23 protein-coding genes and 3 tRNA genes are annotated in these 26,805 nt (G+C 51.5%); 18 read left to right on the top strand and 8 right to left on the bottom strand.

What is annotated here, in order from left to right; genetic code table 11:
* Positions 1-29 precede the first annotated feature (29 nt).
* The 5 genes from rsmG to rpmH all read right to left on the bottom strand — a co-directional run bounded on the left by rsmG (position 30) and on the right by rpmH (position 2,204).
* Positions 30-731, bottom strand: coding sequence for a 16S rRNA (guanine(527)-N(7))-methyltransferase RsmG (rsmG, locus tag CO251_RS01235; protein ID WP_158246117.1), 702 nt, complete (start codon positions 729-731; stop codon positions 30-32).
* A gap of 64 nt (positions 732-795) precedes the next feature.
* Complete coding sequence (locus tag CO251_RS01230) at positions 796-1,470, bottom strand: YidC/Oxa1 family membrane protein insertase (protein WP_103373999.1); 675 nt, start codon at positions 1,468-1,470, stop codon at positions 796-798.
* A 19-nt stretch (positions 1,471-1,489) separates the two neighbouring features.
* Complete coding sequence (gene yidD / locus CO251_RS01225) at positions 1,490-1,702, bottom strand: membrane protein insertion efficiency factor YidD (protein ID WP_207654599.1); 213 nt, start codon at positions 1,700-1,702, stop codon at positions 1,490-1,492.
* 19 nt (positions 1,703-1,721) lie between these two features.
* On the bottom strand, positions 1,722-2,066 hold the full coding sequence (rnpA, locus tag CO251_RS01220; RefSeq protein ID WP_103373997.1) for a ribonuclease P protein component: 345 nt from the start codon (positions 2,064-2,066) through the stop codon (positions 1,722-1,724).
* A 3-nt stretch (positions 2,067-2,069) separates the two neighbouring features.
* Complete coding sequence (gene rpmH / locus CO251_RS01215; protein ID WP_103374076.1) at positions 2,070-2,204, bottom strand: 50S ribosomal protein L34; 135 nt, start codon at positions 2,202-2,204, stop codon at positions 2,070-2,072.
* A 248-nt stretch (positions 2,205-2,452) separates the two neighbouring features.
* Between rpmH and dnaA the strand changes: the two genes are divergently transcribed.
* The 16 genes from dnaA to CO251_RS01135 all read left to right on the top strand — a co-directional run bounded on the left by dnaA (position 2,453) and on the right by CO251_RS01135 (position 17,706).
* On the top strand, positions 2,453-3,838 hold the full coding sequence (dnaA, locus tag CO251_RS01210) for a chromosomal replication initiator protein DnaA (RefSeq protein ID WP_103373996.1): 1,386 nt from the start codon (positions 2,453-2,455) through the stop codon (positions 3,836-3,838).
* 301 nt (positions 3,839-4,139) lie between these two features.
* Positions 4,140-5,249, top strand: a complete 1,110-nt coding sequence (gene dnaN, locus CO251_RS01205; protein ID WP_103373995.1) for a DNA polymerase III subunit beta — start codon at positions 4,140-4,142, stop codon at positions 5,247-5,249.
* Positions 5,250-6,302 carry a DNA replication/repair protein RecF gene (locus tag CO251_RS01200; RefSeq protein ID WP_103373994.1) on the top strand — a complete coding sequence of 351 codons (1,053 nt, stop codon included), beginning with the start codon at positions 5,250-5,252 and terminating at the stop codon, positions 6,300-6,302.
* A complete protein-coding gene (locus CO251_RS01195) occupies positions 6,302-6,844 on the top strand; it encodes a DUF721 domain-containing protein (RefSeq protein WP_103373993.1) in 543 nt (180 codons plus the stop codon). The genes CO251_RS01200 and CO251_RS01195 overlap by 1 nt, the downstream gene beginning before the upstream one ends.
* Before the next feature lie 15 nt (positions 6,845-6,859).
* Entirely contained in the window at positions 6,860-7,135 is a 276-nt protein-coding gene (remB, locus tag CO251_RS01190) for an extracellular matrix regulator RemB (RefSeq protein WP_103373992.1), read from the top strand.
* 42 nt (positions 7,136-7,177) lie between these two features.
* Entirely contained in the window at positions 7,178-9,097 is a 1,920-nt protein-coding gene (gene gyrB, locus CO251_RS01185; protein WP_103373991.1) for a DNA topoisomerase (ATP-hydrolyzing) subunit B, read from the top strand.
* A 16-nt stretch (positions 9,098-9,113) separates the two neighbouring features.
* Positions 9,114-11,567, top strand: coding sequence for a DNA gyrase subunit A (gene gyrA, locus CO251_RS01180; RefSeq protein WP_103373990.1), 2,454 nt, complete (start codon positions 9,114-9,116; stop codon positions 11,565-11,567).
* 65 nt (positions 11,568-11,632) lie between these two features.
* On the top strand, positions 11,633-12,523 hold the full coding sequence (gene pdxS, locus CO251_RS01175) for a pyridoxal 5'-phosphate synthase lyase subunit PdxS (protein WP_103373989.1): 891 nt from the start codon (positions 11,633-11,635) through the stop codon (positions 12,521-12,523).
* Entirely contained in the window at positions 12,524-13,108 is a 585-nt protein-coding gene (gene pdxT, locus CO251_RS01170; protein ID WP_103373988.1) for a pyridoxal 5'-phosphate synthase glutaminase subunit PdxT, read from the top strand.
* A 345-nt stretch (positions 13,109-13,453) separates the two neighbouring features.
* Positions 13,454-14,521 (top strand): S-methyl-5-thioribose-1-phosphate isomerase, encoded by a 1,068-nt coding sequence (mtnA, locus tag CO251_RS01165; protein WP_369825222.1) that lies wholly within the window; start codon positions 13,454-13,456, stop codon positions 14,519-14,521.
* 133 nt (positions 14,522-14,654) lie between these two features.
* Positions 14,655-15,917, top strand: a complete 1,263-nt coding sequence (gene serS / locus CO251_RS01160) for a serine--tRNA ligase (protein WP_103373987.1) — start codon at positions 14,655-14,657, stop codon at positions 15,915-15,917.
* 73 nt (positions 15,918-15,990) lie between these two features.
* Positions 15,991-16,074, top strand: a tRNA-Ser gene (locus CO251_RS01155).
* Positions 16,075-16,141: 67 nt separating this feature from the next.
* A tRNA-Ser gene (locus CO251_RS01150) sits at positions 16,142-16,235 on the top strand.
* A gap of 41 nt (positions 16,236-16,276) precedes the next feature.
* Positions 16,277-16,352: transfer RNA gene (locus tag CO251_RS01145), tRNA-Arg, on the top strand.
* 582 nt (positions 16,353-16,934) lie between these two features.
* A complete protein-coding gene (locus CO251_RS17995; RefSeq protein ID WP_207654598.1) occupies positions 16,935-17,192 on the top strand; it encodes a nucleotidyltransferase domain-containing protein in 258 nt (85 codons plus the stop codon).
* Positions 17,193-17,334: 142 nt separating this feature from the next.
* A complete protein-coding gene (locus CO251_RS01135) occupies positions 17,335-17,706 on the top strand; it encodes a DUF86 domain-containing protein (protein WP_103373985.1) in 372 nt (123 codons plus the stop codon).
* A gap of 455 nt (positions 17,707-18,161) precedes the next feature.
* Here the strand turns inward: CO251_RS01135 and CO251_RS01130 are convergent, their stop codons facing one another.
* The 3 genes from CO251_RS01130 to CO251_RS01120 all read right to left on the bottom strand — a co-directional run bounded on the left by CO251_RS01130 (position 18,162) and on the right by CO251_RS01120 (position 23,399).
* Positions 18,162-19,955: a peptidoglycan-binding protein gene (locus CO251_RS01130; protein WP_103373984.1), complete on the bottom strand. Its 1,794-nt coding sequence runs from the start codon at positions 19,953-19,955 to the stop codon at positions 18,162-18,164.
* A gap of 264 nt (positions 19,956-20,219) precedes the next feature.
* On the bottom strand, positions 20,220-22,622 hold the full coding sequence (locus tag CO251_RS01125; protein WP_103373983.1) for an MFS transporter: 2,403 nt from the start codon (positions 22,620-22,622) through the stop codon (positions 20,220-20,222).
* Entirely contained in the window at positions 22,623-23,399 is a 777-nt protein-coding gene (locus CO251_RS01120) for an EAL domain-containing protein (protein WP_158246116.1), read from the bottom strand. It abuts the gene before it with no gap.
* A gap of 177 nt (positions 23,400-23,576) precedes the next feature.
* Between CO251_RS01120 and CO251_RS01115 the strand changes: the two genes are divergently transcribed.
* Positions 23,577-25,040 carry an NAD(P)/FAD-dependent oxidoreductase gene (locus CO251_RS01115; RefSeq protein ID WP_255398081.1) on the top strand — a complete coding sequence of 488 codons (1,464 nt, stop codon included), beginning with the start codon at positions 23,577-23,579 and terminating at the stop codon, positions 25,038-25,040.
* Positions 25,041-25,076: 36 nt separating this feature from the next.
* Complete coding sequence (locus tag CO251_RS01110) at positions 25,077-26,669, top strand: hypothetical protein (protein ID WP_103373980.1); 1,593 nt, start codon at positions 25,077-25,079, stop codon at positions 26,667-26,669.
* Positions 26,670-26,805: the final 136 nt, after the last annotated feature.

Raw genomic sequence — 26,805 nt, 5'->3', positions numbered from 1 at the left:
CTTGTCCCGCTCCCCTAAAAAGAAACACTTTAGCCGCGGTCCCCTAACTCGCGAGCTTTTCGAGGATACATCACCGGTGTGGGATGGACTTTTTTCACCGTAACCAACCGCGAACTCAAGCGAGGACCATACGGTTCCGAAACCGACACAAATTCCGCCCCTAACCTGCGCCCTAACGATTTCGCCACACGCACCTCATCGGCCGCTTGTGACGACCCTTTGGGGTATACTCCATAACCATCCACAGCCATAAACGGCACACTTAACTCCAACGCTATCGCCAAGGGGCCCACAGCGCGTGCCGTCACAAACTCTGCCGATTCCCTCCATGAGGGGTCCATTTGAATCATATCTTCCGCCCTTTGGGCGAAGACGGTCACGTTCTCTAGTCCCAATTTGTTACTCATGTCTTCCAAAAAATCGGCCCGTTTGGCTCGTGATTCTACGAGAACCCACTCCACTTCCGGATATAAAATCGCCATGACCATGCCCGGAAATCCACCACCACTGCCAATATCCACTCCTTGTCGGACCTTTGTCATGTCGACAGCCTGCAAGGAATACACCGCATCCAATACCCCGTGATCCCACAAATCCGCAATCGTTCGAAAGCCTGTTACGTTCATTGGTACATCTAAAAGCTCTGTCATCATCTGCATCAACTGCGCCTCATACGTTGATGACTGCAGCTTCTTAGCCATTTCTGGCGTAACCCATTGGGGTATTTCCACTCCACCGTCGTCTCCTTGCCCCGTAATAAGCAAAAACCGCGCTTCAGCGCGGTCTTCCCTCGTGTCAGTGCGTGGCCTGAGCGCCCCCGCCTGATGCATCCTTCAGCGGCTTGCGTAACAACCACGTCGTCTGTCCCAACTGAAAGAGATTGGAAATCACGTAATACACAGAAAGTCCTGCGGGAAACCGGGATGCCACGTAACCAAAAACAATGGGCATCATCCACAACATCATCTTTTGACTCTGTTCCATTCCAGGCTGCTGCGGTGTCATTTGCATCGTTTGCTTCTGCATAAAGAACGTGCTAATAGCCACTAAGATTGGCAAAATATAGGTCGGATCCGGTTTCGCCAAATTCTCCCATACCCAGAATCCATAATTGTGATAGACGTAATGAAATCGCTCCAATACGTCGAACAACCCATACATGACCGGAATCTGCAATAATAACGGCAAGCATCCCGATGCAGGATTGACGCCTTCCTCCTTGTAGAGCAACGCCAATTCCTTTTGCAATTGCTGCGGATTACCTTTATGCCGCTTTTGCAGTTCCCGTTGTTTAGGCCCTACCTTGGCCATCTTTTGCATCGACCGGGCTTGATACACCCCAAGCGGCAAAAGAATCAGACGCACGAGCAATGTGAGCAGAATAATCCCCAGCACATAATTGTGGGTCCACCCCGTGAACAACACAAACGCCCCACGAATTATGCTCAAAAATCCGCCCCAAATAGCCATTTACAGCCTCCTTAACGAACTATGGGACAGGGTCGTAGCCCCCCTCGTGAAAGGGATGGCATCGCAATACACGCTTGACCGCCAAATAACCACCTTTGGGCACCCCGTACTTCGATACGGCTTCCACCGCGTATTGCGAGCAGGTTGGCATATATCGGCAACTGGGGGGAGTCATCGGAGATATATATTTTTGGTAGACACGGATTAGCCCAATGACCAACGTCTTCACCAGCTGTTACCCGCTTTCTCCATCACATCCGCTTGTCCAAGCAGCCACCCTTCACTAATAATCGCCGCATGGATTGAACAAGACGGTCCCAATCTTCCGACAACACGGCTTTTTTACCCAAAACAATCATATCTCCACATGCTTTCATATCCGGCGCAAAAAGGGAAAAAAGAGCACGCATACGACGACGAATCCTGTTTCGCTTCACCGCGGAGCCAGCGGACCGCTGTGAGGTAAAACCGATGCGCCCTTCTCCGCGGCCGTTACCAAGAATAAACAGGACAATATACCGATCGCCTACCGTGCGTCCAAACTTGAAAACCCGTCCAAAATCAGAACGCCGTTTGAGCCGCTGAAATTTTGCCATGGTCTAGCCAGCCAAACGCTTTCGGCCCTTTTGACGGCGCCTCTTAATGACCATACGGCCAGCTTTGGTGGACATGCGTTTTCTAAAACCATGAACTTTAGCCCGGTGTCGACGGTTCGGTTGAAAAGTCCGCTTCATAAATTCGTCACCCCCCGACTCTCGCGCAAATGTGGCTTTAATTATAGTCGCCTCACATTCCCAGGTCAAGAAAGGGATTTTTTCCACAGGCCGGGTTTTACCTGCCTTGTTCGTTGAGAGCCCTGTCCGAATTTGTTATGATAAAACAACTCCTCCGGGTTCGGAGGCATTCATTATTTATAGGAAAGTTATCAACAAACTGTGGATAACTTTGTGGACTTCTTGTGTATATTAGGGGGAATTGTTTCATGCTGGAGGTCGGTTTAGAAGGCCTGTGGGCGGATACTGTGGCTCGTCTGGAAAGCGAGTTATCCACACCCAGTATGGAGACGTGGGTGCGTCAAGTCTTCCCACTCTCTTTGGATGATGGCGTACTTGACTTGGCCGTACCCAGTGATTTCGTCCGCCAAATTATTGCCAGCCGCTATGCTGGATTGCTCCGCGACGTGCTGACCAAGTCTGCTGGACGCCCGATCGAGGTACACCTTGTGCTGACACCCAAAGCGCCGGAAACACTTGACGAGGAAAAGCCTGTACCCATTCCTCCGCCCCAATCGGTTCGGCCCGCGCCTAAGGAGTCTGCGCCAGAGCCCCAAGAGTCGGAATTTCATACTCGCCTTAACCCCAAGTACGTGTTCGAAGCCTTTGTCGTTGGAGTCTCCAACCGCTTCGCCCATGCTGCTTGCCAGGCCGTCGCTGAAATGCCAGCACGAGCCTATAACCCACTATTTCTCTATGGCGGCGTGGGTCTTGGCAAAACCCACTTAATGCACGCGATAGGGCATCAAGTTCTATCCGTCAACCGAGAAGCTCGTGTTCTGTACGTTTCCTCAGAAAATTTTACCAACGAAATGATCAACGCCATTCGCGACGACAAAATGGTTCGGTTTCGACAACGTTACCGGAACATTGATGTCCTCTTGATTGACGATATTCAATTCGTCGCAGGCAAAGAACGCACCCAAGAAGAATTTTTCCACACTTTTGAAGCCTTACACGGGGCCCATAAGCAAATCGTCATATCGAGCGACCGTCCTCCTAAAGATATCCCAACCCTTGAAGAGCGCCTACGGTCACGATTCGAGTGGGGTTTAATCACCGATATCCAGCCCCCAGATCTCGAAACCCGTATTGCAATTTTAGCCAAAAAAGCCCAACTGGAAGATTTGCAAGTGCCCGACAGCGTCCTCCAGTTTATTGCTGCGCGCATCGACACCAACATTCGCGAACTCGAAGGGGCTCTCATTCGTGTCATGGCCTATGGATCTATCACCCGCCAATCTTTGACAGCAGAATTGGCGATGGAAGCGCTAAAAGACGTTATACCCAATTCGCGTCCGAAAGCGATCACCATCCGCCTTATCCAAGAAGAAGTGGCGAAACACTTTGACATGCGTGTCGAAGATCTCAAGGCCAAAAAACGCACGCGCGCGGTGGCATTTCCCCGGCAAGTCGCCATGTATATCGCACGCAACTTGACCGACGCTAGCCTCCCAAGAATCGGTGAGGAATTTGGCGGACGCGACCACACCACCGTAATTCATGCTTGCGAAAAAATCGACCGGGAACGACACGAAGATGCCCAACTCGCACAAATTCTCGAAGCCATCTCCAAACGGATCAAATCTCGCTGAAAAGCTTGGGGATAAATGGTGAAAAAACGGGGGGTTAATTGTGGAACAACAACAGGTAATACACAACTACACCATCAGACACAAAAATCATCCCCAATTCTCCCCGTGTCGATCCAGAGGTTATTCAGAATTATTTTGCGCCCCATCGCCTGATAACATAAGGGTTGCGGACACTTATCCAGATTATCCCCAGCCCTTATTATGACTACGGAAAAAAGACAAAAAAAGAATCTTAATCATAAGTGGGCTACGAAAGTCGCTCACCCATCTCAAAAAACCCTACCGGGAGGAGACCACTTTCATGCACTTTAGCGCTGCCCAAGACATTACGACTCGCGCTCTTCAACAAGTCGGTCGCGTTATTCAACCTCAAAACACCATGGCTGTTCTCGCAGGCATCCAACTCCAAGCCGAAAATGGTCGTCTCTTGCTGTCAGCGACCGACCTTTCCAGTCACATCGCCGCAGAAATTCCCTGCGACGTTCAAGAGCCAGGTTCTGTCGTTCTACCGGGCTCCACGTTAACCGAACTCATTCAACGCCTTCCCACTGCCACTTTCGACTTAACCTCCGATCCCAATACCGGACGCAGCACTATTCGCTATGGGCGCAACAAAGCCATCATCAACGGCTATGGCCAAGAACTGTTACCAAGTTTTCCTATGCTTGAGGACACCCAAGCTCGCCTTGAGTTACCGACTGGGACGCTATCAACGCTGAGTCGGCAACTCCTCTTCGCTGTATCCCGAGAAGATAGCCGCCCCATTCTTAAAGGCGTCTATGTAAAGCTCGGAACCGGCCGCCTCGTCTTCGTCTCCACCGACGGTACTCGTCTATCTCATAGCTGGCTTCCCATTCCTGACTACCGGGGTCCCCAAAAAGAGGTTGTCCTCCCGCACAAGTTCTTCAGCGAAGGCGCGCGTCTAAACCAAAACAATCCCGTCACCCTCACCTTGGGAACCGGACTCGTTGAACTCACCGCCCCAGGCACCACTTTTACCACGCGGCTGCTCGAAGGCCAATTTCCTGACTATGACCGCGTCATCCCCCAGGAATTTATTGCTGAATGTCGGGTATCTATTGCGGATCTCCGCGGTTCCTTAGAGCGTGTCAACCTCTTAGCCGCCAAGGATCATTCCACGCCAGTTGCCGTGCATCTAGAAGACGGGACGATCGATCTCTCAACTCAAACAGCCGATATTGGCCAAGCCCAAGAGACTGTAGAAGCGCAAACCCATGGCCAGGCCTTGGACATCTTATTCAATCCCACGTATATTCTAGATGCCCTTAAAGCACTCGAGGGCGACGAAGCCCTCTTACAATTTTCCGGCATTCAATCTCCGGCCAAAATCATGGATGCCGAAGGCGCTCAATATTTTCACGTCTTACTTCCCTTGCGGCAGATGATTTAAATGACACTGGATACGTTGGACATCAAAGGGTTTCGCAACATCAAGGACACGACATTGCAGTTTTCCCCGCAATTGACACTGATTGTCGGAAACAATGGCCAAGGCAAGACCAACGCCCTAGAAGCTTTGTATGTCACATTAACGGGCACATCATTCCGGGGTACTTCAGACCAAGACCTCATTGGCTGGAACCAACCCTTTACAAGCCTGACCGCCAAAATTCGGAAAGACCACACCGACCCTTTGACAATCACTCACTTTATCGGACGCCAGCCCGTGAGAAAAAAACACACGGGGCAAATCTGGCCCGCCGTCCTTTTTTCTCCTGATGATGTCCAGCTCTCCAAAGGGTCGCCAAGCGGTCGGCGCCGTTTTCTCGACTGGACCTTGGCTACTGTAGATACGCGCTATCTCCGCTTATACCGCCAATATCAACACGCCTTATTAGCCAGAAACCGCATATTAAAAGATTCACGTCTTTGGCCGACATTACCTGACTTTAGCCACGTCCTCGTCGAATCCGGTCTTTACCTGTGGATCCGCAGGCGTGAGATGGTGCAAAATATAGTGCCCAGGGCTCAAGAAATCTTTACCCAACTGACAGGACTCTCCATGCAATGTATGCTCAAAGAGGGCGGAAGCTCGAGAAAGGTTGAAACCCTCGAGGAGTACAGAACCTTAATGGATGAGCGCAGCACCGAAGAGAAACAAAGGCAAATGACGTTGGTTGGTCCGCACCGCGACGACCTGCTATTTCAGATCAATGGCGTGGCCGCATCTCCTTATGCGTCTCAAGGCCAACACCGGGCCCTCGCCTTAAGCCTCAAACTAGCCAGCTACCACGTCCTCGAAAAGGAGACGGGAATTATGCCAATCGTTTTACTTGATGACGTCTTATCAGAGCTCGATCCGATTAAACGCTCTAGTCTGCTCGCATTCATTGCGACCAATCATCCCCAAACGATTGTCACAGATACCGAAGCACGCAATTTTGACCACCTCCATCCGCAGGTCTACACGGTAGAGGACGGCCAATTTTCGAGGCAAGCCTAATGGATACAAACAGTGAGGAACTACGCGAGGTACTCGACCGATTGGTGGAACGCTATGCGTGGCAACCCGCCAAATCTTTATGGATTCTAGAGAGCAGTTGGCGCTCCGTCGCAGGCGACACCATTGCCAATCGCACACGGATTTTAGGCTATAAACCCAAGATCCTGACCATCGCTGTAACCTCTTCGTCATGGGCCCAACAGCTACAATATTTCATTCCCGATCTCATTACCAAAATTAACCAAGAACTCCACACAGACTTCGTGACCGATATCCACACACGCGTGAACCTACGGGCTTTCCGCACCGCGCAACCCCACATCTTAATCGGCGAACGTACGTACCGTTTCGGAAAACTGCGGCCCAAAACCCAAGACCTGGGAGTATTATTAGACCATGTGAAGCACAATTATCATGAAGCTGTCGCCAAATGGCTCCAAGACAACTACCACTTATGCCCACACTGCGGCAGCCCCGTGTTAAAACCCTATGAATATTGCAGTGTGTGCGAAACTGCGCTCATCACGACCAAAAAATCATGAGGAGGAGACCATGCCATGTATTTGCATATCGGCCATGACACCATGATCGACACCGGCCGCATTGTTGCCATCCTCAATAAAAACCTTATGGACCATTCCCCTGAGGTAAGACAGATGGTCCACCGCCTCAATAGCATTGGCGCTTTGCAAGGCGACCTCGCGGACGCAAAAACCATGATCTTGACAGATTCCGGCCTTGTTATGTCCAGTATCTCGGCCGCCACGCTCTACAAACGAGCCGGTAAGATAGCGTCCGAAGGCTCTTTAGCTATGTGGTATACTGAAATATAGGGCATTTTTGCCTGTGACTCAGGTAAGGAGGAACCACCACTCATGACGGAAGACTCCCGTCCGGGAAGCTACAATGAAGGCGATATTCAAGTATTAGAAGGCCTTGAGGCTGTACGTAAACGCCCGGGAATGTATATTGGCTCGACAGGCTCACGGGGTCTTCACCACTTGGTATACGAAATTGTCGACAACTCAATCGACGAAGCGCTTGCTGGAGTTTGCGATCACATTTGGGTGACACTCTATCGTGATGGCCGTGTAGGCGTTCGCGATAACGGCCGCGGTGTGCCAACCGGCATTCATCCCAAAGCCGGTATTCCCACATTGCAAGTTGTGCTCACCATCTTGCATGCCGGAGGAAAATTCGGCGGGGGCGGATATAAAGTGTCAGGAGGGTTGCACGGGGTCGGTTTATCCGTTGTCAACGCCCTCTCATCGGAATTAACGGCAACAAGCCGCTTTGGGGGCGGCACCTTTGTGCAGCATTACGCCAAAGGAAAACCGCTTGACGCCGTCACCCAGGTAGACGAAACCAATGAGACAGGATTCGAAGTTATCTTTCGTCCCGATGCCGAAATCTTTGAAGATGTGCATTTCTCTTTTGACGTCTTAGCCAACCGCATGCGCGAACAAGCGTTTCTCAATGCTGGGGTCTTCTTGTCGTTGCACGAGGAAGAAACTGGCCGTACCATCCAGTTTGAATTTCAAGGCGGCGTCGTCTCCTTTGTGGAGTATCTGAATTTAAGCCGCGACGTTCTCCATGCCCCTCCCATTGCTTTTTCCGGAGCGAAAGACGGTGTCATGGTCGATGTGGCATTACAGTATAACGACAGCTATAACGAAACGCTTTTCACCTTTGCCAACACGATTCGCACCCATGAAGGAGGAACCCACGAAGCCGGTTTCAAATCCGCTCTGACCCGAGTATGCAACGATTATGCTAGGAAATTAGGCATGCTCAAGGACACGGATGCCAATTTGACCGGGGAGGATGTGCGAGAAGGTATTACCGCTATTGTCTCCGTCAAACTGCCCGAACCCCAGTTTGAGGGTCAAACCAAGACGAAACTCGGCAATTCTGAGGTTCGTGGCATTACCGAAAGCATCGTTGCCGATGGCTTGGCAACCTTTTTTGAAGAAAATCCTCAAATTGCCAAGCGTATTTTAGAAAAGTCGGTACAAGCCGCCAGAGCCCGCGAAGCTGCACGCAAAGCCCGCGAGCTCACCCGCCGCAAAAGCGTCTTGGAATCGTCTGCTCTCCCCGGCAAGCTGACAGATTGCTCTTCGCGCGATCCTAAAGAATCCGAGGTGTATTTAGTCGAGGGAGATTCCGCCGGTGGCTCGGCCAAACAAGGCCGTGACCGACGATACCAAGCGATTTTGCCCTTGCGCGGAAAGATTCTCAACGTGGAACGGGCACGTGTCGACAAAATTCTCGCCAACGAAGAAATTCGCGCCATGATTACCGCTATTGGCACAGGGATTGGCGACGAGTTTGTGCTCGAAAAGGCCCGCTACCACCGCATTGTGATTATGACTGATGCGGATGTTGACGGCTCGCATATTCGCACACTGTTGCTCACATTTTTTTATCGCTACATGACACCCCTGATTGAAGCAGGCTATGTCTATATCGCTCAACCCCCCTTGTATTTGGTTAAAAAAGGCAAGTTCGAGAAATATTTGTATGACGATGCTGCTTTAGCTAAATTGCAAGAAGAGCTTGGGCATGGAAAAGACATCAATATTCAGCGGTACAAAGGGTTAGGGGAAATGAATGCCGAACAATTGTGGGAGACCACAATGAACCCGGAAACCCGGACGCTGTTGCAGGTCGAATTGGAAGATGCTGTGGCCGCGGATTGGATCTTCAGCGTGCTCATGGGGGAAAAAGTGGAATCACGGCGCGAGTTTATCCAAGAAAATGCCCACCTTGTGCGTAATCTTGACACCGTAGGATAAAGTGAGGAAACGATAAATGGCTGAAATCGGGCATGTGTTGCCCATTGATATCCAAGATGAGATGAAGAAGTCGTACATTGACTATGCCATGAGCGTCATTGTCAGCCGGGCATTGCCGGATGTGCGCGACGGGCTTAAGCCCGTACATCGTCGGATCCTGTATGCGATGAATGAGCTCAGCAATACCCCCAATCATCCCTACAAAAAATCGGCCCGTATTGTAGGAGAAGTGCTAGGACGGTATCACCCGCATGGCGACGTGGCGGTGTATGATGCCATGGTGCGGATGGCTCAGGATTTTTCTATACGGTATCCGCTGGTCGATGGACACGGCAACTTTGGATCCATGGATGGAGATTCTCCTGCCGCCATGCGTTACACAGAGGTGCGTTTATCGCAGATTGCGATGGAAATGTTAGTCGACATTGACAAAGAAACGGTCGATTTTACACCCAACTTTGACGAAACAACCCAAGAACCCCTAGTATTGCCCGCACGCATTCCCAATTTGCTCATTAACGGGTCTGCTGGGATCGCGGTGGGGATGGCTACAAATATTCCGCCCCATAATTTATCCGAAGTGGCGGATGCGGCAGTATATATCATCGATCACCCAGAAGCCAGTTTGGAAGATTTATTGAAATTGGTTCCTGGTCCCGATTTTCCCACGGGCGGGATGATTATGGGCCGTGAAGGGATTCACCAAGCCTATGCTACGGGCCGCGGCATTATTGTCATGCGCGGGATTGCGGCGGTGGAGGAACCTGAACAAGGACGAACCCGGATTGTGATTTCCGAAATTCCCTATCAGGTCAATAAAGCACGTCTTCTCGAAAAAATTGCGGACTTGGTCCACGAACATAAGATTGAGGGGATTGCGGACTTACGCGACGAGTCTGACCGCCATGGCGTTCGCATTGTGATCGAAATCAAGCGTGATGGCGTGCCGAAGGTCATTCTCAACAAATTGTACAAATATACACCTTTACAGCAAACGTTTGGCATGATTTTGCTCGCCCTGGTGGACAACCGTCCCCAGGTCTTATCGCTCAAGGAAATTTTGCATTATTTTGTGCAACACCGGCGGGAGATTATTGTTCGCCGGACACAGTTTGACTTGCGAAAAGCCGAAGCCCGAGCCCATATTCTCGAAGGCTTGCGCATTGCTCTGCAGTTCTTAGACGAGGTTATCGCCTTGATTCGCGCTGCTGCCAGCGTGGATGCCGCGCGCACGGGACTCATGACGCGTTTTGGCTTAAGCGAGCTGCAAGCCAATGCCATCTTGGAAATGCGCTTGCAACGCTTAACGCAACTCGAACGCGAAAAAATTGAAGAAGAATACCGCCAAATCCAAGAACTGATTGCGCATCTGCGTGAGATTTTAGCGGACGAACGGCTCGTCTATCAAATTATTAAAGACGATCTTCTTGAGATTAAGGAAAAATATGGCGATGACCGCCGCACTAAAATTGGGGCAGCTGCCAAAACCATGAGTGATGAGGATCTGATTCCCGAAGAAGATATGGTCATTACGTTAACCCACCGCGGCTATATCAAGCGGTCACAAACCTCTGTGTACCGGTCTCAAAAACGCGGTGGGCGTGGCGTCATGGGCAGTACCGTGCGCGAAGATGACTTCATCAACCATTTGTTTATTGCTTCAACCCATGCCTATCTCTGCTTTTTCACCAACAAAGGGCGCATTTATCGCGTAAAGGTTCACGAAATCCCCGAGGCGGGAAGGCAAGCCAAAGGAATTTCCGTGGCCAACTTAGTGGCGTTGGAAACAGATGAGCGGATCGCGGCGGTGCAAACACTACCACAAGATGTTCCTGAAGATACGTATTGGGTCTTTGCCACAAAGCAAGGAGTGGTCAAGCGCACAGCGTTAGCCGATTATTCCACGTGGCGTGGCGGTGGTGTCATCGCCATCCATTTGGATGAGGATGACGAACTGATCGGGGTTGAGCAAACCACGGGCCACAGTGATGTCCTGATGGCTACGGCCTTTGGCAAAATCATTCGGTTCCCTGAATCCGAAGTGCGCGCCATGGGTCGGTCTGCGCATGGCGTTAAAGGCATCCGCCTAATCGGAGGCGACAAAGTCGTATCCTTGGCCACGGTCAGTGACATGGGCGAATTGCTCCTCTTGACAGAAAAGGGGTTTGGCAAGCGCACAGATACCGATCAATTCCGCGTCACCGGGCGCAATGGACAAGGTATCTGGGGGATTCGCGTGACCGCCAAAACGGGTAATCTGGTTGGCATTGTCCCCGTGGAAGGTCACGAGCAGTGCATGGTCATTTCCAGCGATGGTACCCTAATTCGCATGAATGTGGAAAATGTGTCCAAGCAAGGCCGTGATGCCCGCGGGGTAATGGTTATGCGCCTTGAGCCCGGCCAAACCGTTGCCGCTTTTACCCGTGTTGGTGCCGATGAAGAGAGTGACGATAACGACGAAAGTCGGTAAACTAGCAGTAACGATCCAGCCATTAAAGAGGGATCGCATACCTGTAAGGGAGGATAACAAGACAAATGAACGAAAAGCAGGTTGGGACTTTTAATGTGAAGGCTGGACTCGCGGAAATGCTTAAAGGCGGCGTGATTATGGATGTGACCACTCCCGAGCAAGCCGTTATTGCGGAAAAAGCTGGAGCTGTCGCGGTCATGGCGCTTGAACGCGTGCCTGCCGATATCCGTGCGGCAGGTGGCGTCGCCCGCATGGCAGACCCCCGTATTGTTAAAAGCATTCAGCAAGCGGTTTCCATTCCGGTTATGGCCAAAGTGCGCATTGGCCATTTTGTGGAAGCCCAAGTACTTGAGGCTCTAGAGGTCGATTATATCGATGAGAGCGAAGTGCTTACCCCCGCTGATCCGCAATACCACATTGATAAATGGGGATTCCAAGTGCCGTTTGTCTGTGGAGCGCGCGACTTAGGCGAAGCCCTGCGCCGTATCGCCGAAGGGGCTGCGATGCTGCGGACCAAAGGTGAGCCGGGTACTGGCAACGTTGTCGAAGCGGTGCGCCATCTCCGTGCCGTCAATGCCGAGATTCGTCGTTTGGTTGCCACGCCCGATGGAGAATTGCCGGATTTGGCGAAAGAGCTCAGGGCTCCCATTGACTTGGTGCGCAAGGTCAAAGAGCTCGGACGCCTACCCGTCGTCAACTTCAGCGCAGGAGGCATTGCCAGTCCCTCCGATGCGGCGTTGATGATGCAATTGGGTGCTGACGGCATCTTTGTAGGGTCAGGCATTTTCAAGTCCCAAAATCCTGAAGCTATGGCCCGTGCGATTGTCCGCGCAACCTTGCACTTTAATGATCCTAAAATCATTGCGGAAGTGTCGGAAGGGATTGGCGATGGGATGCCGGGACTGGAAATGGCAACCTTAACGCCTGCTGACCGCATGCAGGACCGGGGGATTTAAATGCGCATTGGTGTGCTGGCCATTCAAGGCGATGTGCGTGAGCACAAAAATCATTTGATCGCGGTTGGTGCTGAACCCGCCGAGGTGCGCACGGTCAAAGACTTTGACAGCGTTGATGGCCTTATTATTCCAGGCGGGGAAAGCACGACCATCGGCATGTTGATGCAAGAAGAAGGACTGATTGACGCCATTCGTTCACGCGTGGTAAACGATCACTTTCCCGTCTACGGCACGTGTGCCGGCCTGATCTTATTGGCCAAAGACGTGGTTGGGCCTTCTCCTGCTCGGTTAGGGCTTATGGATATCACAGCCGGACGCAATGCGTATGGCCGCCAATTGGCGTCATTCGAAGCCCCGATTACTATTCCCTTTTTAGGGCAACCTGACTTTCCAGCGGTCTTCATACGGGCGCCAAAAATCCTAGCGATGTCAGCGGACGTGGTCCCGCTGGCCGAATATGATGGACAGGTTGTCATGGCTGAACAAGGTTCACTTTTAGTCTCAGCCTTTCACCCTGAAATGAGTCATGACGTGCGTATTCACCAGTATTTCGTCGACAAGGTACGAAAAACACAAACCGTTTAAACCAGGCCAAGAGCACAACGACCTCACTTTGGGGGGCGTTGTGCTCTTGGCATTAAAAGCCCTCCCCTTGAGTTGACATCCGATATGCAGTAAGGCAAAATCAAACTGATTAAGTAGAACAGGGCTTTTCGTGAAAAGCCGAGAAGAATATGGGCACTTAGGCCTTACAGAGAGCTGGAGCTGGGTGTAATCCGGCAGGCCTGTTGTCTTATTCCACTTCTCGTGAATCTCCGGCGATGAGTCGGCGGGGCTCGCCGTTACTGGGCATTGAGTTGGGCGCGTAGAGCGTCAATTGGGGTGGCACCGCGGGTTATACTCGTCCCCGACTGTGGGAGGAGTTTTTATTTGCGTGCAGACGAAAAGGGGCAAGCCATGGATACACCGGCCATATCTACAATTCAGGCCTCAGAGACGGCAGTCATCTTATTGGATCAACGCGCTTTACCGCAAACAGTAACCTATTTGACCTGTACCGATGGAAATGACGTCATTGAAGCCATCCGCTCTTTGGCGGTAAGAGGCGCCCCTGCGATTGGGATTGCCGCAGCGTATGGACTTTGGCTCTTTGCGCGTCAAGCTCTTCGGGCGGATGATTTTTGGTCTCAAGTCCAGCATGCGGTGACGGCACTTAAAAGCGCTCGCCCGACGGCGGTGAACTTAGCGTGGGCGGTGGACCTTGCCTATGAGCGCATGCGGTCTCTTGCGCCGCAAGATGCGGTTTTAGCGTGCCGGCAATGGGCCGACAGCTTGCTCGCGCAAGACATCACCTTAAACCAAGAAATTGGAAGATGGGGCACGACCCTCTTTGACGGATCGGTGCGGATTTTGACGCACTGTAACACGGGAGCTTTGGCTACTGGTGGTTACGGAACAGCTCTAGGGGTTATTCGCTCGCTTTACCAAGCGGGACGTTTGCAGCAGGTTTGGGTCGATGAAACCCGTCCTCTGTTGCAAGGTGCGCGATTGACCGCTTGGGAGCTGGATCAAGAACATATCCCGGCTCAACTGATTACGGATAGCATGGCGGGCACGGTCATGGCACAACATATGGTTGATGGCGTAATTGTAGGAGCTGACCGGATTGCGGCAAATGGCGACACGGCAAATAAGATTGGAACCTATACTGTAGCCGTGCTGGCAGCTTTTCATCAGATTCCCTTTTACGTGGCTGCGCCCCTTAGTACTTTTGATATCGCGGCGCAAAGCGGCGCGGATATCCCTATCGAACTTCGGGCAGCTGACGAAGTGCGCCGTGTGGGCAACGCGCAAGTGGCCCCCGAAAATTTTCCCGTGTATAACCCCGCTTTTGATATTACCCCGGGGAGTCTGGTGGCCGCATTTATTACTGAAAAAGGGATTATTTCCCCACCATTTTCCGAAAATATTCCGCGTCTCATAAGCAAAAATGTCTAAACCCTGCGGTATGAGATGCACCAAAGTGATATAAAGAGTGAATTAGTCGACTCCTTGTATAAAGGTAGCATATGCGACAAGGCGGACGACACGCCAGTGATGGTCGTATCCAGTGAAAGGCAGGAGACAGGGGATGCTCGATATTAAGCGCATACGCCAAGAACCGGAGACGGTGAAGGCGCTGTTAGCGAAAAAACATGTGAACGTAAATCTCGACACCGTACAAGAACTGGATCAAAAACGGCGTCAGGTGACACTGCAAATCGAACAGTTGAAAGCCAAACGCAATCAAGCCTCGGAGGCCGTCTCGCAACGCAAAAAGCGCGGAGAAGATGCCCAGGACCTCATTTTAGAAATGCGGCAGGTGGGCGACGAGATTAAAGCGTTAGAAGCATCGCTTGAACCCATTGACGCGGAGTTGCAGGAATTTTTGCTCACCGTGCCTAATACGCCGTTGCCGCAAGTCCCAGAGGGTGAATCGGCCGATGATAATGTGGAAGTCCACAAATTTGGGGTACCGAGGACTTTTTCATTTCCTGTGCAAGCGCACTGGGATATTGGCGAGCGGTTGGGCATCCTAGATTTTGAGCGGGCACGAAAAATTAGTGGCGCGCGGTTTACGGTATTGGCAGATGGCGGGGCCAGACTCAGTCGCGCTTTGATAAATTTTATGTTGGACCATGCACGGGCACGAGGGTATCATGAAATGGCCACGCCTTATTTAGTCAATGCCACCTCTATGTTCGGCACGGGACAATTTCCCAAATTTGTGGACGATGTGTTCCATGTTGTGCCCCATGATTATTATCTCATTCCGACTGCCGAGGTGCCGCTGACCAATTTATTTCGGGACGAAATTATTTCCACCCCGTTGCCCTTAAAGTTTACCGCCTATACGGCGTCATTTCGGGCGGAGGCGGGAGCAGCCGGACGCGACACGCGCGGTCTTATCCGTCAACACCAATTTGACAAAGTGGAATTGGTGCGCATTGAAGAACCTGAGAAGTCCGAGCAAGCCTTGCAAGAAATGTTGCGTGATGCAGAGAGTGTGCTGGAGGACCTTGGACTCCCCTATCATACGGTGATGCTTTGTGGTGGGGACATGGGCTTTGGACAAGCTTTGACCTATGATATTGAAGTATGGCTACCAAGTTACGGCAAGTATGTCGAGATATCTTCCGTGAGCACCATGACCGATTTTCAAGCGCGGCGGGCCAGCATTCGGTACCGACCTAAAGGCAGCAAAAAAACGGAATTGGCTCATACGCTCAATGGCAGTGCTCTGGCCGTGGGACGCACCATTGCGGCTATTTTAGAAAATTATCAAATGGCCAATGGCCATGTTCAGATTCCTGAAGTGCTGCGTCCTTATATGGGCGGCATGGAACAACTCTAAGATCGAGGTGCTGTTTCCCAGTGCCTCCCTCTTTTCTTCCCTGCATTTTTAGGGTACACTATTCTTTGTCTTTGGAGGGGTAGCGTAATTGGTAACGCAGTGGTCTTGAAAACCACCGCCTTCGGGCTTGCAGGTTCGAGTCCTGTCCCCTCCGCCACTTTTTAAACCAGATTCTGCAGGCTTGCCATGCCTAGTCTGATTATGATATTATAGCCCTTGCGCACGGAGGGATACTCAAGCTGGCCGAAGAGGGCGGTTTGCTAAACCGTTAGTAGGCTTTCAAGCCTAGCGTGGGTTCGAATCCCACTCCCTCCGCCACTTGCAGAATCGACAAAAGTTTGATATAATTTAAATGTTGTGCGCCCGTAGCTCAGCGGATAGAGCGCTTGACTACGAATCAAGAGGTCCCAGGTTCAAATCCCGGCGGGCGCACCAAAATTTGGCGCAGCGTATTGCGTATACGCGGCGTTTTTTTTTATTGTCGGCCGACTTTATTTTTTTTGGCTGTTAGCATTGTTGGCCCGATCAATCTTGTGGGCACTGGCCAGCAATCCATGCACCATGTGCCAACGCCTTGCTGCAAGAGCAAGGTCGAATGGGTGTGCCGCAAATCACGCAGGGCGGACTTCGTGCGGACGGGGCTTCCTGAAACCTAGCCTAAACTTCTGGTGCTGTCCAATTACGAGGTGATCAGCGCTTTTGCTGAACCCAAAGGAGAGCGATTTGGCCAGAATTTGCACAGAGATTTATACTGCTTCTTTTGATTTTCCTTATGAATTCACCACCACACGATTGCTGAATCAGCGCACTTGTCAATAAGGCTAGACGGAAATGCCCAAACGAACTGAAGGCGTCGGATCATCTCTTGTGAGCCTGTTCTTCCTTGAGGACCGACGAAAGTGGCTAATATAATTCGGAAGGAAACGCATTAGGCGCATCAAGAAGAAATACGGCGCGGTCTATGTCTGAGCAAGCGGCAGACTATAATAATCCGAGATTGGAAAGGAGGGTGGGTCTGTGCTTGCTCCATTGATTCAACGGCATTTGCCGGATGTTTTACGGTTCTGTCAGCAGGAACGTATTGATTCGTTGGCGGTGTTTGGTTCGGCCACCCGAAACGACTTTAGGGAGGAGAGCGATATCGACCTGGTAGTTCGATTTGCGCCCGGTCAGCGCGTGGGTTTTGTTCGTCTGCTAAGCATTCAAGATCGATTGTCAGAGATATTCGAAGGCGCTCTGTCGATATGCATACCCTGCAGGAGATCCATCCCGTGATTAGAGACCAAGTTCGAAAGCAGATGGTGTCGATTTTTCCACCAGAGGTCCAAGCCTAATGGCGGAAAAGAATTCGGTTGTATACTTAGTCGATATGGTGGGTGCATGCGAAAAAATCCTCCGGTATTGTTAAAATCGGACCTTGGCCGAATTCGTCGATGATACATTGTTATTTGAAGCGGTTCTGAGGAACCTTACTGTCTTGGGGGAAGCCGCGGGGCGTTTCGATCGACTATGGACCACTCGGTATTCCGATGCTCCTTGGGTAGCCATCACGGGCATTCGCCACCGTGTGGTTCACGACTATGGTCATGTGGATCCCGAGATTGTTTGGGACACCGTACAAGAGGATGTCCCTGCGATCCTCAAGAAGCTCAAGAGAATCCTATCGGATATGGGATCTGATACGCTCTCGTCCCCGGGATTTCGTGGCTTCCATGGTAGCATAGGATTAATGAGTGCTCTAAGCGAAGCGGGCGGGAGCAGTTCACATAGTCAAGTTGGGAATCGCTAAAAACGCACCCAAAAAATCTCTAATTGCGCCAAAAGGACCTCGAAAAGCCTGAAATCTAATTGACGCGCAAGAAACCTCGTAGGACAAAACTTCGATGCTGATGGGCTGGGATAGTTATATACTAGCTTTCAAGGCCAGTACACGTCCTGTATTGAGACTCATACTAATACGATTCGCGCGCTGAGATTTCGGCGTGGTTGTACACGTTACGCTTGGCTCTAAGTGGGACCATGATGACACAGACCGGGTGATCTATTGGTCCATAGTAGGGGGTAGCTGAAGACTGCATGGGACAAGGTCTCCGTACTGTGGTTTTCGCTTCCCAGTCAAGCACGGCTTATTGGACAGTAGCCCCGGGCCGAATTTGCCCGGGGCCTTGGATCCAAGCACTCCTTTATTATCATGGCTACACGGAAGGTAACCGACGAGATGAGAGCTCACCTATTGAAACTTGGCTAACGGGTGAGAACATTAACCGTATTGGTATTGTTATTGGTGAAATATAAGGCCAGTTCCCCGTCTTCATCAAGGGCGACATAAATCCCAAATAAGGCAGAGCCAGCGCCTGTGACGGGGTTGACAGGCGTTTTATCCAACGTCCGAGATGACACAAGGCGTCTTGTTCGGGGATTGATTTCGATGGCTCGATTGTCTCCTTGATTAACCGCAATGAGGTGACCGTTTTCGGGATTGAACCCCAACCCTGCCGGCTTGTTGAGGGGAGGTCCTTGATAAATCGTAAGCCCTGATCCCATATCATTTTCACCTGTGGAGACAGGGGCGAGCACGGAGATACTGTCATTGGCTCCATCGGCAATGTAGAGAGCATCGCCCATTGGTAACCATATCATGCCTTGGGGACCATACACTGTATTAATGGTGGTGCCAACGTGGGCAAAGCCGGAACCGATTTGTACGGTGAGGGAGTCTTCATTAAAGTTCGGCGGATGAAAGCCTGTAAATCGATCGATGGTGCCTGAAAGGACATTGGTAGAGAAGAATGCGGCGGGAAGTCCATAGAATTCACCAAAATTAAACTGCATTCCCCAAGGACCGGCAAATAGATCACGACGAATATCGCCTCCAGAAAATAGAAGACCATTCGCCGAAATCACTTGGACAAGACCCTGACTCCCGTTCGGATTAAATCCGTAATCGGCGATCCACGTGGCTCCTAGATTTGATGTCGCAATCGCAATAGGTGCCATGGCTCCTGCGAAGAATCGGTGAGGTTTCCCCTGCACAATGCGTTCTAAGGTGCTGCCTAGACCGATGATGCCTTTGGCGTTGTTGATGTTTGAAACCAGCACATCGCCGTGTTTGAGCACGGTTTGGGTATCATCAAACGTATTCGGCGCTAATATGACGCCATAGGGATTTTTGTCACCGTTTATGGGATCTATCGTCGATGAAATTTCTCGAATAGTGTGCAGATCGCCGATGCGTTGGCGAGGATAAAGGTCCGCCGAGTACCAAAAGACCGGATTCGAACGTCCTAGCGCGTAGAATGTTTCTGAGCCGGCAACGCCATCCACAGTTATGCCAAACGCTTTTTGAAACGCGCGCACGGCCTCACGCGTAGCCCGTCCAAAATAGCCATCAATGCGACCAAGGTAGAAGCCTAGATTTTGCAGAATGACTTGGAGGCCCACAGTATCGAATCCGTTGTCCCCTTCTCCCAAATTGCGGCCGCCGGTAAAAGATGTAATCCACAAGATATCAAAGGTGTTGGGACCAACTGACCCATCGAATGATATGTCCCAATGGCGATAAACAATGTTGTCGCCTTGAAACGCGAGAACCGCGGGTGTTGTCGAGGATCCAAAAATGCCATTGGCAGGCTGATTATTAATCGATGCGTAACGCAGGCAATTTAATCGGTTTTGCAGTACCCTCACGTCTCCGCCATGCGTGCCGATGCTTAATGAACGCGAACCAAATGCGGGACCTCCATAGGCGCTATTATCCTGCCCCATAATGCGGTACGTTTGCCGGTCGACAACACCATCGACCGCAATTCCGAAATAACTTTGGATATTGTACGCGGCTTGTTGGCTACTGTGGTCAAAGATCCCGGTAATGGGAATGCGGGAGCCCATGGGGCCTTGAGGGGGATCCATAAGTTCTAGCATGGTATCGTATAGGCGTTGAAAAACTTTCACATCAGTTCCGGCAATTGCAGGCGACTGCAACCGAAGTACTCGCGATCCAAAAGGCACGACCGGCAAGTTGTTAGAAAAACTAGCCACTGGCGCATCCCTCCTATGTACCCCATCATACGGATGAAATGGGAATGTGTTCCACGTAATATTTCTGCTTTGTTGCATCGTGGTAAGAAGGCCGCTACGGATTGGCTCTGATAGAATTTGCTCTCAGACAACGGCTTGTGTCCGTCCAAAGACGGGACCCATGATCTTTGAATCCTTGCTACTATTGGGGGTTGGGAGGATGGCTCGCAAGAGAAATTATGCGGCCAGATCGTAAAGGCAAGGCAGCCAAAACGGTTGCGTGTTTTAACGGCGACGACCGCTAGGAAGGGACGGGTTTTCCATTGAAGCGTCATCCGCGGTAATCAAGCGTCCTCGGCCTTGTTGCTTGGCTGCGTAAAGACGGCGATCGGCGACGCGGTAGAGGTCTTGATAGGTTTGGCCATCTTCTGGATACAAGCAGCTGCCGGCGCTGACGCCGAGTCCGAAGGCCTCGAGGGGCAGGGCACCAGCGATATCTAAAAATCTGCGGTAGGTACCGGACGCAGACGTCACCCCCCCTAGCAGCAAGATGAACTCATCGCCTCCCAAACGTGCTACGGCATCCCCCGCCTCAATGGCCTTACGAAGGTGAGTGGCTATCGTCTGCAGCGCCTGATCGCCACTTTGATGCCCAAATGTATCGTTGTGTTGTTTAAACCCATCGAGATCCATGATAACAAAGGCGAAAGCCTTTGCTTGTGCAAATCGGCGCTCGATTTCACGCTCTAGCCCCATCCGGTTGGGTAATTGGGTGAGGCCATCGGTAAACGCGAGATAGCGCATCGCGGTAAACTGTTGCGCTTGAGCTAAGGCGATAGCGGCCACTTGGACAAACATGCGCAATTGGGAGATGCGCTTTTCAGAAAAAGCCATGGCATCGCGGTCCCAAAATGTTATGAGTCCAGTGGGCCTGTGTCTATGGAGGAGTGGAAACGAGGCAATCGACCGCATTGCGGGGAAGGCATGAGACAGGGCCGCATTGTCTTGCGAACGCGTGAGATCGTTATCCACCACGATGATGGCTTGAGTAAAGGAATGGGTCAGGGTGTTCGGTTGAGGCGCGTTAAGACCGCGCCCTTGGTCATCTCGATATAAGGGAAGAGTCAGGGCGTCTTTGACAAGCATATCGTCTGGGCGATACAATCCGTTCCACTGCGTCGGCACCAACGTCATCGTGTCTTCATCGAAGTGATGAATGGTTACCAATTCCGATCCACTAAGGGTGAGCATCTCAGATACAATCGCGTCTTCCACTTGGTCTTCGTGCAATGCCTCGATGATGCGACTATAGGTATGATGGACCGAATCGGTCTGCAAATAGCCATTAAGTTCCTCCAAGGCTCGGTTTCGCGGTTCAGGTAACCAAGCAATCGTGACGATGATACCGAATACGGCCGCAAGTGACAGCAAGAAAAACACCCAGGCCACTCCGTAGGTTTGGGCCACGAGCGGAAGGCAAAAAGTCGCCACAAAGGCCCCCACCTTGCCTGCGGCCGCAGCTAAGCCATGCCCACGACCGCGCAGGTGGGTAGGAAAAATTTCAGAAGGGTATAAAAAGGTTGTGGTATTGGGACCGAGTTCGATAAAGAAATACCCTAAACCATACAGTAGGAGAAGGCCCCAGGCATCCATCATTCGATGGTCAAAAACGGCAATGAGGCCATAAATGATGGCCAGGGCTCCAAAACCCACCCACTGGATTTTTCGGCGTCCCCACTGATCCATTTTGGCGGCCGCCCCATAATATCCTGGCAACGCAGACACAACGAAAATGATGAGCGCATCTCTTGTCGTTGTCTCCAACGACGCATGGGGAACAAAGTGATGCAACACAACATGAGATGAAATACTTAATCCGTAGAAAATAGCGTCAAGAAAAAACCAAGCCAATGATGTTGCGATAAGCCGTCGAAGAAAAGGCTGTTGCCGTAACATCCCTGTGTGCGGGGTGTGTAAAAACGTCCTGACGTCTACCGTCTGGCCGGTCACGGTATGAATGATTTGGCGTGTTTGGAGCGGATCGTGTTTGACGTGCAACATAAAGCGGGGGGTCTCAGGCATTTGCCGACGAAAATAGAGGGCGAAAGCGGCTGGAATGGCGCCTTGGGCGAGCAGAAGGCGCCAAAGGATAGGAGCGGGACAATGAGCATCTAGACCAATGAGGCTCACTAAGGGTCCAGCCACTAATCCGATTCCTTGCATTGCAAAGACGTAAGTCACTAAGCGTCCTCGGTTGCTTTTGGTGGCAAACTCACTGACAATAACAGCACTAGCAGGATAATCCCCCCCAATACCGATGCCTACAATGAACCGGGATACGATAAGCCAAGCGTAATTCGGAGAGAGTGCTGAGAGTAGGGACCCGCCAATCATTAAGAGTGCTTCTAACCCATAAATTTTGCGGCGGCCTAGGCGGTCCATTATCGAACCGAAGAGGACCGAGCCGGTAGCAGCTGATAACAGTGAGACGCTGTTCATGAGTGATAATTGCCAAGTCGTTATGTGCCATAGAGATTGCAACAGCACCGTCACCGTGCCAATCACGAAGAGGTCATAGGCGTCCGTAAAAAATCCCATGCCTGTGGTGATAACGGTGCGCCAATGTTGACGCGTGACGGGCGACGTATCAAGGTCCTGCAAAGGATCCAGCAATTGCGGACGGCTCATTTAGGCACCTCCTTGGGGGATCATCGGCAAGGGCTGGATGACTGGACGTCCCAACCAATATCCTTGGGCGAAAGGAATGTGAAAATGCTGGAGCCAAGCATATTGGGCATCAGTTTCAATGCCTTCGATAATAATCTGTGTGTGGGCCTCTTGCAGTCGTGAAAGCAATCCATGGACAGATGAAATACCCGAGTGGACGCGACCATCATGGAAAAAGTGCTGCTGGATATCGGTGAGGGTGAGTTTAACGTAGTGCGGTTTGATCGCCGTGACGAGTTCGAATCCCGCATCGGTGCATGTCCAATCGTCGAGTGCAATGTCCAAACCGTGATCTCGCAAGGTATGAGCCTTATGGCGCCATAAGGCTAAATCTTGAGATTTCACCCAGCGTTCGGTAATTTCGACGACAATCCGTTCCGAGCATTGTTTCGCGATGTCGACTAAAGCGCTTGGCAAGGCATCCTGGTGTGTCAATGTTACCGGTTCAATATTAATAAACAAAGGGATGTCTCCATAGCAATGACGCGACAACTGTTGCGCGTGATGCGCAAGCACCAGGGCGTCAGTCACATGCGACGTGTTAAACAGTGTAAAGGGCGATATCCAGCGGTTGTGGGTGGGGTCTAAAGCACGCAATAAGACTTCATATCCCCTGATAGCCAAGGAATTCACCGTTTTTATCGGTTGTAATGCGGTATAGAGTTGCACGTTAGATCCTTCTTGCGCAAAGACTTGGCATGGGTTCCGTCCTTCAGGGATTGCAACTCCTGTGGTCACAAAAGGCTCCATCCTCCTTGTGATATCGCATATGAGACGGCAATTAATCCTACCGTACCGACATTAATGTCAGGAGAGGATGGGATTAAGATTGGGTTAAACGGCTCGCAATGCATGATGATGTGCACAATGTGTGGATAACTCAGCAATTTCTGGGTCATTATACTCTCCGAGACAGTGCGAAAGGACAGGGTCATGGACGTTGTTGTCATCGGAGCAGGACCTGCGGGCCTCGCGGCAGGCTATGAAGCGGTCCAACAGGGGCATCAGGTCATCGTCTACGAGCAAGATGCGCATCATGTCGGGGGGATTTCGCGAACCGTTGAGTATAAAGGCTACCGATTTGATATTGGTGGCCACCGCTTTTTTTCCAAGAACTTGGCCATGGAAACCTATTGGAAAGACGTGCTAGGTGACGATCTGTTAAGGCGGCAGCGGTTGTCCCGCATTTACTACCAAGGAAAATTTTATGACTACCCGCTGAAAGCTTCTAATGCCTTTCGCAATATGGGAATGCTCAAGACGGTGCAGTGTTTGGCCAGTTTTGCCGGAGCGCAAATCCAACCGATCACACCTGTCACGAATTTTGAAGAGTGGGTCATCAACCACTTTGGTCGACAGTTGTATCAAATGTTCTTTAAAACCTACACGGAGAAAGTGTGGGGAATGCCCTGCCAAGAGATAAGCGCGGACTGGGCCGTACAACGCATTCAAGGACTCAGTTTAGGGCGTGCGGTGCAGGCGGCTCTTTGGCCTGGCAGACAATCGGCTAACGGCGTTGTTAAAACGTTAACGAACGCTTTTTTCTACCCGCGCTTAGGGCCTGGCATGTTATGGGAAAAAGTCGCTGAGCGCATTCGTGAGCAAGGCGGGCATGTGGTCATGGGGGCCAAAGTCGATCGCATTATCTGGGAAAAGGGGCGTGGCGTCGTGCAAATCGAAACACCCCATCATGTCAGTGCCGTCCATCACGTGATTTCATCAATGCCGCTGCGCTCTTTCGTGCGCGCCTTGCACCCCAAGGCGCCAGAAGAAGTCATCAACGCGGCGGAATCGCTGCAGTACCGAGATTTTTTGACGGTAGGGCTTATTATTGATGCGCCCCATCTTTTTCCCGACCAATGGATTTACATCCATGATCCCGACCTTAAAGTCGGGCGCATTCAAAACTTCAAAAACTGGAGTCCGGCTATGGTCCCTGATGCATCTAAGACCGGTATAGGCATGGAGTATTTTTGCTTTGCGGGCGATAAATTGTGGACCATGACGGACGCGGCGTTATTGAATTTAGCCGAACAAGAAGCCCGCGCAACCGGTCTTTTGGGGCAAGCACGCTGTCTTGACGGAACGGTGATTCGTGTCCCCAAGGCTTACCCCGTCTATGACGACGCTTATGAGAACCACCTCAGGACCATACGCCACTTTCTGGCGTCACACCTGCCCAATGTCCACGTCGCCGGCCGCAATGGCATGCATCGTTACAATAATCAGGATCATGCCATGATGACGGGGATTTTAGCGGCGAAGAATGTGTCTGGCGCCCATTATGATGTGTGGGCCGTGAATGGCGATGCGCAATACTTGGAGACTTCAGGGAGTGTGCGGTCGGTTCCACAAAGGCTGCGCAGCCTCAAAGGATAAAGGGGTATGGTGTTGTCAGATGCCCGAGGAGGCGCGATGCACAAAGTACGAGGACGAGAACAATTCATGGTGTTTGCGTTTTTCCTCAGCCTGGGGCTGATATGGATGGGTCTGATGCCCTTGTGGCAAGGGCCTGATGAGCCGGCACAGTTTGCTTATGTCCAGTACATGGAACATCATGTGTTTCCGCCGCGGCAAGACATTGTTCCCGCGGGACAAAGTCCTTGGCTGTATAGCCCCTCGTCCGCAGAAAACATGGCGGTGACGTTGTCCCAGCGTGCCCGGGTACTGCAGGATCCGGCCGCGTGGTTTTCTTGGACACCTTATGAAACGGCCAAGATTTTTCGGGCGGTGGCGCACGCGAGCGCGAGCCCTCAAGCGCCAACGATGGGCACACAAAATTACGTGGAGATTTATCCTCCCCTCTATTATGACCTCATTGCACGGGGGCTTCGGTTATTAGGCCTGCGCAATGTGTTTAACGCGGCGTATATGGCACGGGCGGTCAGCGCTTTGTGGCTTGCGGTATTGGGCGTTGTATGGAATCAGGTGCTAAGCTCTGTGGTTCGTCAAAGCGTTTTACGTCTCATGTTTTTGGCCACCGCAGTGCTTGCGATTCCTACCGTTGGCATGCTAGGGGGTGTCGTGAACAATGACGTGGTCATGGACGGTGCCAGTATGGCGGTATTTGGCGCATCGCTGGCCGCGATGCAGAATCCCCTGCGGTTTATCTCGTGGAAGGGGGCTGTCGCACTGGGATTGTTAGCTGGAATGGTTATCTGGACCAAGGAAGAAGCCTACCTCGCTTTAGCCCTCTCCCTTCCCTTTGTGTTAAGCAGCGTATGGCGCAAGCAGGCTTCGTGGCGCGTGCGGGGAGCATGGTTTGGATTGGCCGGCGCTACGGCCCTTTTGGTGGCTTGGCCTTGGTTTGCGCTGATGCTTCACCGCTACCACGCCCTGGTTCCCCCCTTAACTTATCAGAGTGCCGGGAGCAATCCTCGCACGTGGGGATTTGTGGTTCGCCATGAGCTATTGAGTCGTTCCTTTCAGATGGATATGATGGTGACTCAGCTGTTTTTTGGTATGGATTGTCCATGGTGGCAACCTTGGATCTCCATTTCGTGGTTTCGCCTTGTTCTCGGGACCATAGTGATATGGATTCTATTGGGCGGAGTGCTTGCGGGAAGGGGACAGCGGGGCTGGGCTTTAGCCCTGGTCTGGATCAGCGCCGGCTTTACGATGCTGTGGCTCATGCAAGGAGAGTATAATGTCTTAACCGGGTTCTACTTCTTGCAAGGCCGATACTTTTTGTTTCTTTTGGCTCCTGCTTCGTGGCTTGCGGCACATTGGTGGATGAAGTGGCCAAAAGTCTTGCAAATTGGGACATTTATCGGTGCCGCGCTCTTATCCTTAGCGACCATGAGCCGGACTATTTGGCGGTATTACCATCATAGTTTGCTGTCCTATTTATTAGGCCATGTCGTCTTGTTAGCGCCACCCGCCTCAATTAATCTGAGCCGTATCTGCCTAGGAATATTGGCGACCGCTGTGGCGGTGGCCCCGATTGCTCTTCTTGCCTATTTTCGCGCTGACACCGAGCCTACCCAAAAGAGCCATAAGGGAGTCTAAACACAGGCATTGGGGTGTTGATAACACCTATGGTTTTTTGGCAAGGTCTACGTTCTTTGTACCGCTGTTGTTGCCCCTTTTTTGCAGCCGATGGCTTAGGAACGAACAGATGCCCTCGTTAGCGTCCTAACGAGGG

The sequence above is a fragment of the Sulfobacillus sp. hq2 genome, assembly GCF_002903155.1.
Lineage (GTDB): Bacteria > Bacillota > Sulfobacillia > Sulfobacillales > Sulfobacillaceae > Sulfobacillus > Sulfobacillus thermotolerans.
This window is presented reverse-complemented; position numbering and strand designations above follow the sequence as displayed.